This window comes from Streptosporangium sp. NPDC000509, assembly GCF_042898365.1.
Taxonomy (GTDB): Bacteria; Actinomycetota; Actinomycetes; order Streptosporangiales; family Streptosporangiaceae; genus Streptosporangium.
In genome coordinates, this window is the sequence record NZ_JBIAYX010000002.1 from 145,960 (window position 1) to 160,706 (window position 14,747).

Here is a 14,747-nt window from a genome sequence, read left to right on the forward strand (position 1 = left end):
CACATGTTGCCCAATGCGGCGTCAGGCGTTGCGCCAGGCATCGGTGACACAGGAAGCCTCGAAGTGCCACCAACCGTCTTCCTCACCACGAATCAGTAGAGCCTTTATCTGGCCCAGTTCGGCGTCGGGCGGCACGTTGAAAGCAACCAGCGGTAGGTCCTTGCTGAAGACCTCTCCGCCCAGACCGAACGGCGCCAACCGCTCGTGCACGGCCTGGGCACTTGATCCGAGTGGACCGCTGGGAACGGCCAAAACCCGCACGGTACAGCTTCCCGACACCTCCGCACGTTCCTTGGCCCAGTGAAGCCCTTCGGCATCGGTAGCGAACCGCACGACATCTCCCATGGCCGCCCCCTCCTGCAGAAAGGGGACGCTCTCCAGACGAGCGGTGTCCTCGCCAAGCCGCGTGGCCCAGAGCCCCTCGGTGCTGTAGGGAAGCCACCCCTCTCGCGGCACGAACCGGAACCAGACCTTGATCCGGTTGTCCTCGGTGGTGTCGTGCTCCGGTGAAGTCGTGGAGGCCATGACCGACATGATCGCGCATTCTTCTCGGGCATCGAGCCCTGCCAAGACGCCAGAGGAGACGAATCAGAACGCCGGCCCACCTCTCCTCCCTCAATCCACTCATTCACTTGTGCGGACAAGTTGCCGTAGGCTAATCTCAACTCGATCGGACAAGTGGACAACCGATTGTAGGTCGGCCCATCCAGAGTGGAAGGAGCATCTGACATGGCTATCCAAGGCCCCATTCCCATCAGCTTCACGCAGGTCTTCCCGCACGGCTGCTACGTCGTCGGTGAGGTCGAGCAGGTCAAGGACTTCGACGCCTCCAGCAAGGGGCGCACGGTCTACGCCAAGGACAAGAACACCGGCGAACTCGTCTGGCAGGTCGCCGTGATGGACGCCGATCCCACGGTGAAGGCCGGCCAGAAGACGGTCTCGGTCAAGATCCTGTCCCCGACTCAGCCCGTCGTCCCGGCCGCGCTGCCGGGCCTGCCGTTCGTGCCGGTGGAGTTCGACGGCATGACCGCAACCGCGTACGTCGGCCAGAACACCGGGCGACTCGCCTGGTCCATCCGGGCAACCGCGATGCGCGCTCCCCGCTCCGCGACGGCTCCCGCTCGGCAGGCCGCTGCGGCTCCGGCCAAGGAGACGGCCGGTAAGGACGTGGCCGCGTGAGCGAGCACAAGCCCTACACCTACGTCACCGCGTCGATCCACGAGGGCCTCACCCGCTTCGACGTCTCCTTCTGCACCTCGGACATGTCGGCCAAGGCGTTCGGGGGCGACGGTGAGCGGCCGTTCCTGACCCTGTCCAGCGCTGAGGCGCAGATGACCGTCACCACCACGGGCGGCGGGCCGGTCACCGAGCGGGACGTGACCCTCGCGCGGGAGATCTTCGCCGCTTCCGCGCGCTACCTGGCCGACTGCGAGCGCCTGCACGCCGAACAGCCCATCAACCCCGACCAGGTCGAGCGGGAGAAGACGGCCTGACACGTAAGCGGGGCCGCCAGAAGCGCCAACTTCCGGCGGCCCCTCGATTCTCCCTCTCACGCGAATTCAAGGAAGAGGTTCCAGCCTAATGTTCAAGAAACTGCCCGGCGACGAGGCACAGCACCTCGTCTCCACCACCCCTGATACCGCCGTCGTCTTCCGTCCGGCCGTCGTCCGTACCCCGGCGATCGTCACCATTGTGATCTTCGCGTGGCGGCTGCTGGCCGGTGTCCTGCGGCTGCTGTGGCGTCACCCGATCGCCTCGGCCGTCGCCCTCACCCCCGGTGTGCTCACCTACTTCTACGGCTGGCGCTGGGGCCTCGGCTTCGTCGTCCTGGTTCCGCTCGGTCTCACCACGTGGTGCCTGCTGGCTCGTCCGTCGTTCCTGCGTCTGGTGGGCTGGCGGCTGCTGGCCTGGTGGCGGCTGGTGTGGGTCTACCGGCGTCACTGGCAACCGGTAATGATCATCTCCGGGCTCGGCCGTCACTTACGCGGCCGGGACTACCTTCCCCGCATCATCCGTGTCACCTGCACCTCGTGGGCCGACCTGGTCATAGTGCGGATGCTCACCGGGCAGTCGGTCAAGGACTGGGCCGACCGCACCGACCATCTCGCCCACGGATTCGGCGCTCAATCGTGCCGGGTCTCCGTCGCACGCTCGGGCCGGCTGCTGCTCGTCTTCCCCCGGCGCGATCCCCTCGCCACTCCGCTCACGGCCGTGCCGGTTCCTGCTGAGGCGTCGGTGGGTCCGGTGGAGGTCGGCACCTGCGAGGACGGCAAGCCCTGGCTGCTGAAGGTCCACGGCACTCATGTCCTGGTCGCCGGAGCCACCGGGGCAGGCAAGGGCTCGGTCATCTGGTCGACGATCCGCGGCCTGCTCCCCGCCACCCGCGCGGGCCTGGCCCAGGTGTGGGCGCTGGATCCCAAACGGATGGAACTGTCCTACGGACGCGACCTGTTCGGCACCCGCTACGCAGCCAGCCCGGCCGACTGCGCCGACCTCCTCGAATCCGCCGTACAGATCATGCAGGAGCGGGCCGACCGCTACGCCGGACTCCAGCGCTCCCACACCCCCACCGTCGATGACCCGTTCGTCCTGGTCGTGGTCGACGAGGTGGCGTTCCTGACCGCCTACCAGTCCGACAAGGGTCTGAAGCTGCGGATCTCGGCTGCCCTGGCGACGCTCACCACGCAGGGTCGTGCGGTCGGGTTCGGTGTGATGGCGGCGCTTCAGGACCCGCGCAAGGAGGTCATGAACATCCGCAACCTGTTCCCCGACAAGATCGCACTCCGGCTGGACGAGTCCGAGCAGGTCGACATGGTCCTCGGCGACGGCGCACGGGATCGCGGCGCGCTGGCCGATCACATCTCGCCGATTCCCGAGCAGGGGGCTGGTATCGGCTACGTCCGCCTGGAGACTTCGCCCGACCCGATCCGGGTCCGCGCCGCGTACGTCTCCGACTCCGACATCCGCGCGATGGCACTGGAGGGGACGGCGTGATCGCCTCGACGGCCTACACCGAGGTGTGGCAGGAGGCTCGGAAGCCAGCCTTCACCCCAGCTCAGGTGGCCTCTCCCCTGACTCGCAGACCGTATGAGCCTCCACCCGCAGGGCGGACACCTCAAGTCGCCGAGTGAGCCGGGCACAGTGTGCACGTGCTTCTACGGGTCTACGCCAAGTGCATTGTGGGACAAGACGACCTTGCTCGGAAGCTGATTGTTGAAGCTTTGAGACCCGCACAAGTGACCAACTGATCTCGGCAGGGCATAACACGGAACCACCCAGAAGCCCCGAAGCAAGAACATCCGCAATGGGTCACGGCGGAGAAGGCAGCTCGGGGACTTTCCGGGAACGAAATGACTTTTCCTGCTCTATGGCAGGATACAAAGGAAAATGTGGCGCATGGCGCCCATAGATGTCCAAACCTTTTTCCGGGAGGACTTTGCGATCGACGTTGGGCTTAGCTTGATTTTTTCGGTCAGATCGTCCGATGGCATCGGCAACCCGTTGAATATCGACAGAATCGTACATTCCTCTGACCCCAGAGATAGACATCCCAGCTGCTTCCGCCAGGGCGGCAAGGCGATAAGGTTCGGGTCGAACAAACTCTCGACCATAGGTCACGAGGAGACGCATCTGCTCTTCAACCTCCCTCTTTTTCCTGCCGAGCTCACGCAGGCTTGAGATTAAGGGATCGAATGCGCCATCTGCCTCCTTGATCTGAGCCGCCAGTTCCTTCTGCACTGCATCCCGCTGACTGCTGGCCCGACTTCGCCGTTGCACGAAGTCCATGCGCATCTCGTCAGGTTGTGGTATCGGGTCGGGGTAGAGGACATCAATGACCTCTCTCGTGATGTCGTTCATGCCTTGCAGTATGTACATTTTTTTGCGTTGACCGCAAGGCATTGCGGAGGATGCACGGATTTCAGGTCACCCAGGTATGAAAAGTTCCCCCCAGGCACAAGTTCCCCAACCGGATGAAGACAAAAATCATCCGGCTAGCTATATCTCAAGTGGCGGTAAAACCGATCATCTGCAACCTTGTTCACAGATGAAGGCTTCGGCCCGCTCTATGCGAATGGCCCCCCGCGGACACGGGGGGCCATTCTGCGGCACTCACACAGTTGACTCCGGAGAGGCCACATGATGAAGATACTCAGACAAGCCAGCCAGAAAAAGCAAGAGGAGCAACCTGAAAAGCCACCCCGACTCCCGCTGCGTTGGGTCGTCATCATCGGCCTGGCGTCAGTAACAGGGGTCTTCGTAGGAACCTTGGCTAGCAGCGTCGCCACCGGCTTCGGTGCAGGTTTGGCCATGACGGGCCTGTTGCACCAAGTCATGGATTGAGGTCCTTGAGCGGTAAGTCGCTACACGGCCACTAGACGTCCCAGGCCAGCCCTAAAACTTGCGCTGGCAGCCTCAGGACTACCGGATGGGATGGCTTCGATCGCCGGACAAGGCCGACTGATCGCCGACGCGCATACGACGCGGGCGCCCGTAGATCGCCGTTGACGACCATGGACAGCCGGACATATGCAAACAGCCCTCTCACCGCGTTTCCGCTGGTGAGAGGGCTGTTTCTGCTGGTGTGGCAGGTGCAGGACTTGAACCTGCGTAGGCTGAGCCGACGGTTTTACAGACCGCTCCCTTTGACCACTCGGGCAACCTGCCATGTCTTCCGCTTGCGGCGGCGACAGGAAGAAGAATAGCGGACTTCCGGGGGTGACGTGACATCGGCGGAGGGCACCTCCGGATACCCGCTCCTATCAGGACTTTTGCGCCCATACCACTGCTCGGATCGGCGTCTTCTGGGGAAGAAGAGGCGCGAGAGGCGTCGCGGTGCCGGGGCGCGAGGAGGCCCGATGGGGGTGGAGGCCGAGGGCGGGCAGGTGGCGCGAAGGGCTGAGGAGGGAAGACGCGCAGGGTGAGTGAGAGGTGGGAGAGGTGAGAGAGGTGAGAGGGGAGATGAGACGCGCCGGGGTGGGAAGGACCCGTGGAGGACGGGTGAGGACACGCTGCCGCCTCGGCATCGGCGGGAGATGCTGGCTAGGCTGATCCGTTACGTACGCGTCTACCGAACCGGCTCGCGGACGCCGCCGTGATTCGCGGTCCGTGGTCTGCGGGAGCCGGGGAGTGATTCATAGTTCTGGCAGGTCAGAGGGGATTGTGCTTTGGCGGATTCATCGTTCGACATCGTTAGCAAGATCGACCACCAGGAGGCCGACAACGCGCTGAACCAGACGATCAAGGAGATCGGGCACCGATTCGACTTCAAGGGCACCGGCGCGGCCATCGCCTGGTCGGGCGGTCAGAAGGCCGTCGAGATCAAGGCCAACAGCGAGGAGCGCGCCAACGCGGTGCTCGATGTCTTCAAGGACAAGCTGATCAAGCGAGGGCTCTCCCTCAAGATCCTGGACGCGGACGAGCCCAAGTTGTCCGGCAAGGAGTACCGCCTGGTGGTGACCCTCAAGGAGGGCATCGACCAGGAGCACGCCAAGAAGATCTCGAAGATCATTCGCGATGAGGGGCCCAAGGGCGTCAAGGCCCAGATCCAGGGCGAGGAGCTTCGGGTGAGCTCGAAGAAGAGGGACGATCTGCAGGAGGTCATCGCCCTTCTCAAGGGGAAGGACCTGGAGATCGCCCTTCAGTTCTCCAACTATCGCTAGCGGATGAGCGGTCGCGACCCCGGCCTCCGGCTCCGGGATCCAGCCCGCCGCAGAAGGCGTATCCGGGCACACGGCCGGGGGCGCACGCGCATGCCTTCGCGTGTGCCCCGGTCGCTTCACCTCCCCGGTCCGTGAGCGGAGGTGCGGCCTCTCGGCGAGGGAGAGGGCGGGCAAGGCGGGAGACGGGGAAGGCGGGAAGAGCCGGGAGCGGGAGGGCGGGAGCGGAGAGTCCGAGGGGGAAGGGGTGTCCGCGGGCGAGAGGGCTCACCGGTTGGATACAGCTGTTGGACGCGGTACCGACCGGCGAACGGCAAAGAACTATCGTCCTGTTCATGGGGAAAATTCACGACAGGATCAACGACCGGCTGCGTGAGTTCATCGGAGCGCAGCCGGTCTACTTCGTGGCCACGGCTCCCGAGAAGGGGGGTCATGTCAACATGTCCCCCAAGGGGTACGCCGACACCTTCGCCGTTCTCGACGACACCACCGTCGCCTATCTCGACCTGGACGGCAGCGGGGTGGAGACGATCGCGCACCTCCGCCAGAACGGCCGCATCACGGTCATGTTCTGCGCCTTCTCCGGCCCTCCCAACATCCTCCGCCTGTACGGCACCGGCCGGGTCGTCGTACCGGAGAGCCCCGACTTCGCAACACTGATCAAGAATTTCGGCCCGCATCCGGGTGTGCGGTCGATCATCGTCGTCGACTGTGACCGGATCTCCGACTCCTGCGGCTTCTCGGTGCCGTTCATGTCCTTCGAGGAGGACCGGACGCTGCTGGACGAGTGGGCGGGGCGCAGGGACGTCCAGCAGCGGCGCGCCCATCGGGCGCAGAAGAACCGCGAGAGCATCGACGGCATCCCCGGTCTCTCCGCGGAGGAGACCGACCCGGTCACGCATCACTCCTGAGACGACCGTCCCGGCCGGGACCGGTCCGCGCAGGACTGGTCCGTTCGTCCCGCTCGGGAAGGGGTTTCCGCTCCTGCCTCGGCCGGAAGACGCCCTTTCCAGTGGCACCGCCGACCGGAAGCGGACGCCCCTTTCGGCGGCACCACCGAGCGGAAGGGGTCTCCGCTTCACGCCTTGGCCGGCTTCCCCCGTACGGCGACACCACCGGCCGGAAGGGATGTCCGCTCCACGCCTCGGTCTGCTTCCCCCGTACGGCGACACCACCGACCGGAAAGGGTGTCCGCTTCGCGGCGAGGTCGGGTGACACTCGCGGCGGCACCGCCGACCGGCCTTCCCCGAGGCGTACAGTGAGCCCGTACGTGACGGACGTCCCCCGCTGTCCGGAAAGACTCGGGAGGGCGTCAGTGGGGTTGTTCCGCCGCTTGAGTGTTTGCGTCGGTGCGGTCGCCGTGGTCATGGGAGCGGGTGGCCCGGCGGGGGCCGCGAGCGCGAGGCCGCCGGTCCGGTACGCGGGGCTCGACGGGTGTGTCTGCGCGCCGTGGAAACTCTGGGTACGCGGCGGCAAGGTGGTCGCCCTCCGTGACGCCCGGGTGTTCTCCGTGCGCGGGCAACGAGCACCGCTCGCCCTGTCGCCGAACGGCAGGTATGTCGCGTACTTCCAGCTGGGGGACGGGGCTCTGGTGGTGCGGGAGATGGCCACCGGCGAGGTGCGCGTGGTGCCGGGGGTGATGTGGTCGAACGGCATGCGCACGGCACGGGTCGAGCTCTCCCCCGGTGGGCGGTACGCGGTGCTGGGCATCGGCGGGGAGTATCAGATCCTGGACACCTACAGCGGGGATGGTGTCCCGTTGCCGCCCGGACTGCGGCCGTGGAGTTTCAGTCCTGACGCGAGGTTCGTACTCGTGGTGGATGACATGTTCCAGGCGGGGATCTACTCGCTCTCGCCCTTCGCCGAGCGGGGGCGCGTTCCGGTGGGAGGGGCGCTCGGCCCGGGCGGCGAGGTCGTCGCTCACTTCACGGCCCGTGACGCGGGGATCCGCCTGTGGGACGTGCCCACCGGCGGTATCCCCAGGCACGACCCCGTCGCCGTGCCCGTCGGCAGGACCCCGACCCGGATGCGCTGGAACGGTGCGGGCCGTCTCGACCTGCAGACGGTGATCCCGCGCAGGCTCAGGAAGGGGGGAGGTGCCCGCTACGCCTGGTATCGGGTCGATCAGGAGTCGGGTGGTACGGAGCGAATGGGGGGCTTCGTCGTGCCCGGATCCGTGCACAATCCGATCGTCACCGGGCTGACCCCCTGAGCCGCCCCGAACCGTGGAGGTTTCACGGGGGCGGGCAGGGGCTCAAGCGTTAGCGTGCGGTCAGCGGCGGTAGCCGGCCATGCGCTCCAGGCGGGCGACGCGCTCGGCGGTGGGCGGGTGGGTGGAGAACAGCCTGCCGATCCCGGCGCAGCGGAAGGGGTTGGCGATCATCAGGTGGGAGGCGGAGGCGATCCGGCCGTTTTCCGGGAGGGGTAGCTGACGGGTGCCCATCTCGATCTTTCTCAGTGCCGAGGCGAGGGCGAGCGGATCGCCCGTCAACCGGGCGCCGGACTCGTCCGCCTGATATTCGCGGGAGCGGGAGATGGCCATCTGGATCATTCCGGCCGCGACCGGGCCGAGCACGATCATGAGGAGCGCGCCGATGAACCCGGGCCCCTCGTCGTCGTCACCGCCGCCGAAGAACAGCCCGACGTAGCCGAGGTAGGTGATCATGGTGGCGAGCGCGCCGGCCACCGACGAGATCAGGATGTCGCGGTTGTAGACGTGGGAGAGCTCGTGTCCGATGACCCCGCGCAGCTCGCGCTCGTCGAGCAGCTGGGTGATCCCGTAGGTCACGCAGACCGCGGCGTTGCGTGGGTTGCGCCCGGTCGCGAAGGCGTTGGGCTGCATGGTCGGCGAGACGTAGAGCCGGGGCATGGGCTGGCGGGCCTCGGTGGAGAGTTCGCGCACGATCCGGTAGAGGACCGGTTGCTCGACCTCGCCCACGGGCCGGGCGCGCATCGCGGACAGCGCGATGCGGTCGGAGAAGAAATAGGCGACGCCGTTGGTCGCCAGCGCGATCAGGACCGCGATCTGCACGCCGGGGCTGCCTCCGAGCCACGCCCCCGCCGCGATGATCACCGCGGACAATGCTCCGAGAAGGACTGCGGTACGCAGACCGTTGTGATGCACTACACCCCCCTCTCGGTTGATGCTGGTTCACCCGTGACAACGTCCCCGGCCAGGTCGAACGTTCCCGGACGGTTCAGCCCACGGCGATGAGGCCCGAGGGGACGAGGTCGAGGACGAGCTGCGGGGCGACCGAGAACGCGATCGCGACGATCGCCGCCACCGCGATCGCCGCGGTCGCGGGTATCCATCCGGCACCGCGGCCATCCGTTCTCACGCCCCCCACCACGACATCTCCGGCCACAGCGCTTCCTGTCATGACACCCCCGGTCGCGGTGCCTCCCGCCACGGCACTTCCGGTCGCGCCGCCTCCCGTCATGGCGCTCCCGGTCGCCGAAACCGGAGTGAGGACCGGAACCGGGGTGAAGATCCGTACGACCCAGGCGACGTAATAGTAGAGGCCCACGACCGTGTTCACCGCCATCACGACGGCGAGCCAGCCACCGCCTCCGCCGAGGAGCTCCCGGAACACCACGATCTTGGCGAAGAGCCCGGCCAACCCGGGGGGCAGGCCCGCCAGGCAGATGAGGAAGAAGGCGAGCGCCAGCCCGGCGGCCGGCCTCTGAAGCGCCAGGCCCCGGTAGTCGTCCAGCTCTCCCCCACCCGACCGCCTCGACACCAGTGTGACCACGGCGAACGCCCCGAGGTTCATCGCCGCGTAGAAGACCAGATAGGCGACCGAGGCGTTCATCGCCTCGTCGTTCCTGATGCCGAGGGGGGCGAGGATGTAGCCCGACTGGGCGACGGAGGACCAGGCGAGCAGTCGTACGGCGTGGCGTTGGCGCATGGCCAGGAGGTTGCCCACGGTCATGGTCAGCGCGGCGAGGATCGCGATCAGCGGGACCCAGGTGGCCCCCTGGCCGCCCAGGGCGACGACCAGGACGAGGATCAGCCCGGCGAACCCCGTCGCCTTGGAGACGACGGACAGCAGGGCCGCGACGGGGATGGGGGCACCCTGGTAGACGTCGCCCGCCCACGCGTGGAACGGCACCGCCGCGATCTTGAAGGCGAACCCGGCGATGGCCAGGACCACGGCCACGGTGACCACGGCGGGCAGGTCGTAGCCGATCCGCAGCGAGGACTCGTAGGCGGTGCCGGCGTCTCCCGAGCCGGGTCCGAGACCGGTGGCGGCGGAGACGCCCTGCCGCAGAACGTGGGCGATGCGGTCGAGGTAGACGGTGCCGGTCGTCCCGTACAGCAGGGAGACCCCGAAGAGCATCACCGCCGTGGAGACCACGGAGACGAGGAAGAGCTTGACCGCCGCCTCGGAGCTTCGGCCGTCGTACCGCCTGAGAGCGGTGAGCGCGAACACCGGCAGCGAGACGAGCTCCAGAGCGACCACCAGCATGATCAGGTCACGGGAGGCGGGCAGGGCGACGGCGCCCGCCAGCGTGCAGAGCAGCAGGAAGTACCATTCTCCGACGGGGATGTCTCCCGAGGAGAGTTCGGCCGCCGACAGCAGCACCACGACGATCCCGGCGAACAGCGCGAGCCCGGCGAAGACCAGCGTGAAGTCGTCGACCACGAACGAGCAGGGTGCCACGGCGGCCGTGGGCGCCGTCGGCTCGGCGACCGGGGGGACGATGGCCCCGATCGCCGCCTGGGGGGAGCCGAGCAGACCCTCGGGCACGCAGAAGGTCCGCAGCGGGTCTCCGGCGCGTACGGCCTGCGAGATCACCACCGCGAGGGCGCCGATCACCCCGGCCAGCGTGACCGCGCCGAGTGCCGTCCGGACGTACGGCCTGCGGGGCAGGAAGGCGTCCAGGAGCAGCACGAGCCCGGCGGTGAGGGCGAGGATGAGGGGCGGTGCGACCGCGTAGTAGTCGATCGACTGGATCATGGCGCGCCCACCAGGGTCCGGACCACCGGATCGGTGAGCAGGAGGAGCGCCTTGGGCCAGAGGCCGAACAGCAGGATCAGCACGATCAGCGGCACCCAGGCGGCCAGTTCGTAGCCCGTGACGTCGGGCATGCGTGATCTGGCCGCGCTCGTCGTCCCCGAGGTCACCGCCGAGGCCGTCTCTGAAACCGTCCCCGCAACCGTTTCCGAAGTCGCCGCTGAGATCGCCCCCGGAGAGGAAGCATCTCTCCCACCGCCTGTCGCCACGGGGATGCCCTCCTTCTCGTCGGCTTCGGGGGTGGGAGCGCCCTCTTCGCGGTCACTCTCTCTGTGATCGGTCTCCTCACCGGTCGGGCCCGTGGAGGGGAGACCACCCGTGGTGATTCCGGCCAGGACCGGGACGTGGACGGTCTCGGTGCTCCGGCCGTGGGTGACGCGGGAGAGCATGAGCAGGAAGTAGGCGGCGGTCAGCACGGTACCGAGACCTCCGAGGGCCATGAAGACCAGGTAGAGGGGGCGGGACAGGCCCGCGGCCGGTTCGAAGGCACCGAGGAGGGCGAGCATCTCGCCCCAGAAGCCCGCGAGTCCCGGCAACCCGAGCGAGGCGACGCAGGCGAAGGTGAGCAGGGAGGCGAGCCGGGGCAGGCGTGTCATCATGCCGCCGCCCAGAGCCGGCATGTCGGAGGTGCCGTAGCGCTCCTTGATCGCTCCTGCGACGAAGAACAGCAGGGCGGTGATCAGGCCGTGGGCGATGTTGCCGAACAGGGCGCCGTTGACTCCGGCCGGGGTGAGCGTGGCGAAGCCCAGGAGCACGAACCCCATGTGGCCGACCGAGGAGTAGGCGATCATCCTCTTGAGGTCGCGTTGGGCGAGACAGGCCAGCGAGCCGTAGACGATGCCGACCACCGCGAAGGCCCCGAGCCAGGGCGCCACCGCGACGGCGCCGTCGGGCAGGATCGGGATCGCGACGCGGGCGATGCCGTACGTGCCCATCTTGAGCAGCACACCCGCCAGGAGCACCGAACCGACGGTCGGTGCCTCGGTGTGCGCGTCGGGCAGCCAGGTGTGCAGCGGCCACATCGGGGCCTTGACCGCGAAACCGATGCCGACGGCGAGGAAGGCGAGGGTCTGCACCGAGGTGGACATGCCCGTCCCCCGTGCCTGCGCGAGGGCGGTCATGTCCAGGGTGCCGGTCTGCGACCAAATGAGCAGCAGGCCGAGCAGGAGGACCACCGAGCCGAGCAGGGTGTAGAGGATGAACTTGATCGCCGCCGCGCGGCGGGCACGCCCGCCCCAGACGGCGATCACGAAGTACATCGGGATGAGGACGACCTCGAAGAAGACGAAGAACAGCAGCAGGTCGAGCGCGAGGAACGTGCCGATCATGCCCACTTCGAGGACGAGCAGCGTGAACACCAGCGCCCGCGGCCGGTTGCCTCCCGGCCGCGGCGCCAGCAGCTGCCCGGGTCCTTCGGCGCTGCCCCGGCACAGGTAGACGAAGCACAGGAAGGTCAGCAGCGTGGTCAGCACGACCAGCGGCAACGAGATCCCGTCCACGCCGAGGTGGAACCTGAGGTCGAGGCCGGGGATCCAGGCCAGGTCGGTCACGAACTGCGGCCGGGCGGCGTTTCCGTAGTCGAACGTGGCGGCGAGCAGCACCGACAGCGCGAACGTGAGCCCGGAGACGACCAGGCCGTGCACCCTGAGCAGCCGCCTCCTGGCCGCGACGTCCGCTCCGGGGAGTGCGAGCAGCGCGGCGGCCCCGGCGAGCGGCACGCCGAGGAGCGCGATCAGCAGCCAGCTCATGGCGTGACCACCTCACAGGGGCCGGGCACCGGGTCCGTCGCCGTGCCGGGCTTTGGGACCGGTGTCGGGGTCGGTCGCGGGGAGGGGGTCACCGGCGCATCACCGCCAGACGGATGAGGAGCAGCACCACGAGAGCGACGATGCCCCAGAACAGCAGAGAGATCATCTGAAAATCACCGCCCACGCCGCGATCAGGAGGACTCCGGCCAGCAGGCCGGTGATGTAGAGCTGGGCGTTGCCGTTCTGCATCAGGCGGACCAGTCTCGCCAGGCCCAGGGTCGCCTGGCCCGAGCCGCGCACGGCACCGTCCACCACACGACTGTCGATGCGGGCGACGAGGCTCGCGAAGAGCAGCGTGGGGCGGACGAAAAGCCTGGCGTACAGGGAGTCGACGTAGAAGGCGCGCTCGCACGGGGCTCTGAAGGGGCCGAGCAGGCGGGCCGGGTCGCGCATGGAGTCGGAGCGCCACGCCGCGTAGACCGCCCCCGCACCCAGCAGCGCCACCGCGAGACCGAGGGCGGCGGTGCCCCAGTGGACGTCGCCGACCCGGACGAGGCCGAGGAGCAGCGCCGGGACGGCCAGGACGAGGATGGGCACGCGCATGGTGGCCGGAGCCTCGTGAACGGCGGTGTGGGCGGCGGTGGGGACAACGGCATGGGCGGCGTGAGGCGTGCCCGGCGCGGGCTGGAGTTCGGGGAGGGTATGGGGCTGGGGGGCGCGCTGTCCGAAGAAGGTGCGCAGCCACGCCCGGGTGGCGTAGGCGCCGGTCACCGCGACCGTGGTGAGCGCGCAGCCGTAGAGCAGCAGGGCCGCGCTGCCGGTCAGCGTCCCCGAGGACAGGGAACGCTCGATCGCCACCAGCACCTCGTCCTTGCTGAAGAAACCGCTCGCCGGGGGGAGGCCCACCAGGGCGGCGAAGCCGATCGTCGTCGCGGCGAAGGTGACGGGAAGATCCTTTCTCAGGCCTCCCATCGTGCTCATCAGGTTGGAGCCGACCGCGTGGATCACAGCACCGGCGCAGAGGAAGAGGAGCGCCTTGAAGGCGCCGTGGGTGATCAGGTGGAAGACCGCGGCGCTCCGGGACCCGGCGGCCAGGGCGCCGGCCATGTAGGCGAGCTGGCTGATCGTGGAGTAGGCGAGGACGCGTTTGAGGTCCTCTTGGGCGAGGGCCGCGAGGGCCGCGCCGAGCATTCCGATGGCGGCCAGGACCGCGAGGATGTCCAGGGTGGGTCGGGCGCCGAGGAAGGCCGGGTAGAGGCGGGCGACGACGAAGATGCCCGCGGCGACCATGGTGGCCGCGTGGATGAGGGCACTGATCGGTGTCGGTCCGGCCATCGCGTCGGGGAGCCAGACGTGCAGCGGCACCTGGGCGCTCTTTCCCGCGACCCCGGCCAGCAGCAGCATGGTGGCCGCGATGAGCGTGCCCGACGACATCTCGGGGACCTTCGCGATGACGTCGGCGATCCTGAAGCTGCCCGCCGCCGTCCCGAGAACGAAGATGCCGAACAGGAATCCGACGTCGCCGATCCGGGTGACGAGGAACGCCTTGATCGCCGCTCGCGAGTTGGCCCGGTCTTCCCACCAGTGCCCGACCAGCAGGTAGGAGCACAGCCCCATGATCTCCCAGCCCACGTAGAGGACCAGGAGGTCGGCCGCGTAGACGACGAGCAGCATGGCGCTGGTGAACAGGCTGATGAAGGAGCTGTAGGACGGGTAGCGCCGGTCACCGCGCATGTAGCCGACGGAGTAGACCTGCACGGCCAGCGCGACCACGCCGACGAGCACGGCGATCGACGCGGCGAGGCCGTCGACCAGCAGGCCGACCGAGATCGGCACCGAGCCCGTCTCGATGACGGCGAACGTCGCGGTGACACCGTCGATCGCCCCCTGGGCCCCTGGTCCGGCAGGCACGGGCGACTCGATCCCACCCCCGCCCCTGCCAGCCGCCCAGGTGGCGTAGGCGAGCCAGATCGCCAGGGCCGCGGAGATCGCGGTGGGCACCACGGCGATCCAGGCGGCCTTGCGGTTGGCGTCGGTGTCGGGGGCGGGGTTGACCTCGGAGGTGGCGGGCTTGGGGGCGGCGCTGTCGCCGGTGTCCGGGGGCGTCACGCTTCGAGGACGCCGGGGGAAGCGGGAGCCGAGGAGCCCGACGGCCGCCGCGAGGAAGGGCAGGAGGATCACGAGCGAGGCGATGGTGATCATGGCGTGTCACCCTGCCCGGGGTCCGGCTCTCCGGCCGGGGCCGAGTCGGTCTTTCCGGCCGGGACAGGCGTGGTCTTTCCGGCCGGGACAGGCGTGGTCTTTCCGGCCGGGACCGGATCGGT

At 68.1% G+C, this 14,747-nt stretch carries 13 protein-coding genes and 1 tRNA gene; 7 read left to right on the forward strand and 7 right to left on the reverse strand.

Features of this window, described 5'->3' with window-relative positions:
- Positions 1–21: 21 nt before the first annotated feature.
- The gene (locus tag ACFY3D_RS04095) at positions 22–525 is read right to left on the reverse strand and encodes a DUF4265 domain-containing protein (protein ID WP_389974650.1); all 504 of its coding nucleotides are present in this window, start codon (positions 523–525) and stop codon (positions 22–24) included.
- A gap of 204 nt (positions 526–729) precedes the next feature.
- On the opposite strand from ACFY3D_RS04095, the gene ACFY3D_RS04100 reads away from it, so the two are divergent.
- From ACFY3D_RS04100 to ACFY3D_RS04110, 3 genes are all read left to right on the forward strand, one after another.
- Entirely contained in the window at positions 730–1,179 is a 450-nt protein-coding gene (locus ACFY3D_RS04100; protein WP_389974653.1) for a plasmid replication, integration and excision activator, read from the forward strand.
- Positions 1,176–1,493, forward strand: a complete 318-nt coding sequence (locus tag ACFY3D_RS04105; RefSeq protein WP_389974656.1) for a hypothetical protein — start codon at positions 1,176–1,178, stop codon at positions 1,491–1,493. Before ACFY3D_RS04100 ends, ACFY3D_RS04105 begins: the two co-directional genes overlap by 4 nt.
- Before the next feature lie 88 nt (positions 1,494–1,581).
- Entirely contained in the window at positions 1,582–2,994 is a 1,413-nt protein-coding gene (locus tag ACFY3D_RS04110; RefSeq protein ID WP_389974659.1) for an FtsK/SpoIIIE domain-containing protein, read from the forward strand.
- Between the two features lie 315 nt (positions 2,995–3,309).
- Here ACFY3D_RS04110 and ACFY3D_RS04115 read toward each other — a convergent pair whose 3' ends face one another.
- Positions 3,310–3,858 (reverse strand): hypothetical protein, encoded by a 549-nt coding sequence (locus tag ACFY3D_RS04115; protein ID WP_389974662.1) that lies wholly within the window; start codon positions 3,856–3,858, stop codon positions 3,310–3,312.
- A 279-nt stretch (positions 3,859–4,137) separates the two neighbouring features.
- On the opposite strand from ACFY3D_RS04115, the gene ACFY3D_RS04120 reads away from it, so the two are divergent.
- Positions 4,138–4,341: a hypothetical protein gene (locus ACFY3D_RS04120; protein ID WP_389974665.1), complete on the forward strand. Its 204-nt coding sequence runs from the start codon at positions 4,138–4,140 to the stop codon at positions 4,339–4,341.
- Between the two features lie 242 nt (positions 4,342–4,583).
- On the opposite strand, the gene ACFY3D_RS04125 is transcribed toward ACFY3D_RS04120, so the two are convergent.
- Positions 4,584–4,665: transfer RNA gene (locus ACFY3D_RS04125), tRNA-Tyr, on the reverse strand.
- 500 nt (positions 4,666–5,165) lie between these two features.
- Between ACFY3D_RS04125 and ACFY3D_RS04130 the strand changes: the two genes are divergently transcribed.
- From ACFY3D_RS04130 to ACFY3D_RS04140, 3 genes are all read left to right on the forward strand, one after another.
- On the forward strand, positions 5,166–5,660 hold the full coding sequence (locus tag ACFY3D_RS04130; RefSeq protein ID WP_350942824.1) for a YajQ family cyclic di-GMP-binding protein: 495 nt from the start codon (positions 5,166–5,168) through the stop codon (positions 5,658–5,660).
- Between the two features lie 332 nt (positions 5,661–5,992).
- Complete coding sequence (locus tag ACFY3D_RS04135) at positions 5,993–6,568, forward strand: pyridoxamine 5'-phosphate oxidase family protein (RefSeq protein ID WP_350942823.1); 576 nt, start codon at positions 5,993–5,995, stop codon at positions 6,566–6,568.
- A gap of 422 nt (positions 6,569–6,990) precedes the next feature.
- A complete protein-coding gene (locus ACFY3D_RS04140; RefSeq protein ID WP_389974668.1) occupies positions 6,991–7,869 on the forward strand; it encodes a hypothetical protein in 879 nt (292 codons plus the stop codon).
- Positions 7,870–7,929: 60 nt separating this feature from the next.
- On the opposite strand, the gene htpX is transcribed toward ACFY3D_RS04140, so the two are convergent.
- The 4 genes from htpX to ACFY3D_RS04160 all read right to left on the reverse strand — a co-directional run bounded on the left by htpX (position 7,930) and on the right by ACFY3D_RS04160 (position 14,625).
- Entirely contained in the window at positions 7,930–8,781 is an 852-nt protein-coding gene (gene htpX, locus ACFY3D_RS04145) for a zinc metalloprotease HtpX (protein ID WP_389974671.1), read from the reverse strand.
- Between the two features lie 73 nt (positions 8,782–8,854).
- Positions 8,855–10,618: an NADH-quinone oxidoreductase subunit N gene (locus ACFY3D_RS04150; protein WP_389974674.1), complete on the reverse strand. Its 1,764-nt coding sequence runs from the start codon at positions 10,616–10,618 to the stop codon at positions 8,855–8,857.
- Positions 10,615–12,423 (reverse strand): NuoM family protein, encoded by a 1,809-nt coding sequence (locus ACFY3D_RS04155; protein ID WP_389974677.1) that lies wholly within the window; start codon positions 12,421–12,423, stop codon positions 10,615–10,617. Before ACFY3D_RS04155 ends, ACFY3D_RS04150 begins: the two co-directional genes overlap by 4 nt.
- A 162-nt stretch (positions 12,424–12,585) precedes the next feature.
- A complete protein-coding gene (locus tag ACFY3D_RS04160) occupies positions 12,586–14,625 on the reverse strand; it encodes an NADH-quinone oxidoreductase subunit L (protein WP_389974680.1) in 2,040 nt (679 codons plus the stop codon).
- Positions 14,626–14,747: the final 122 nt, after the last annotated feature.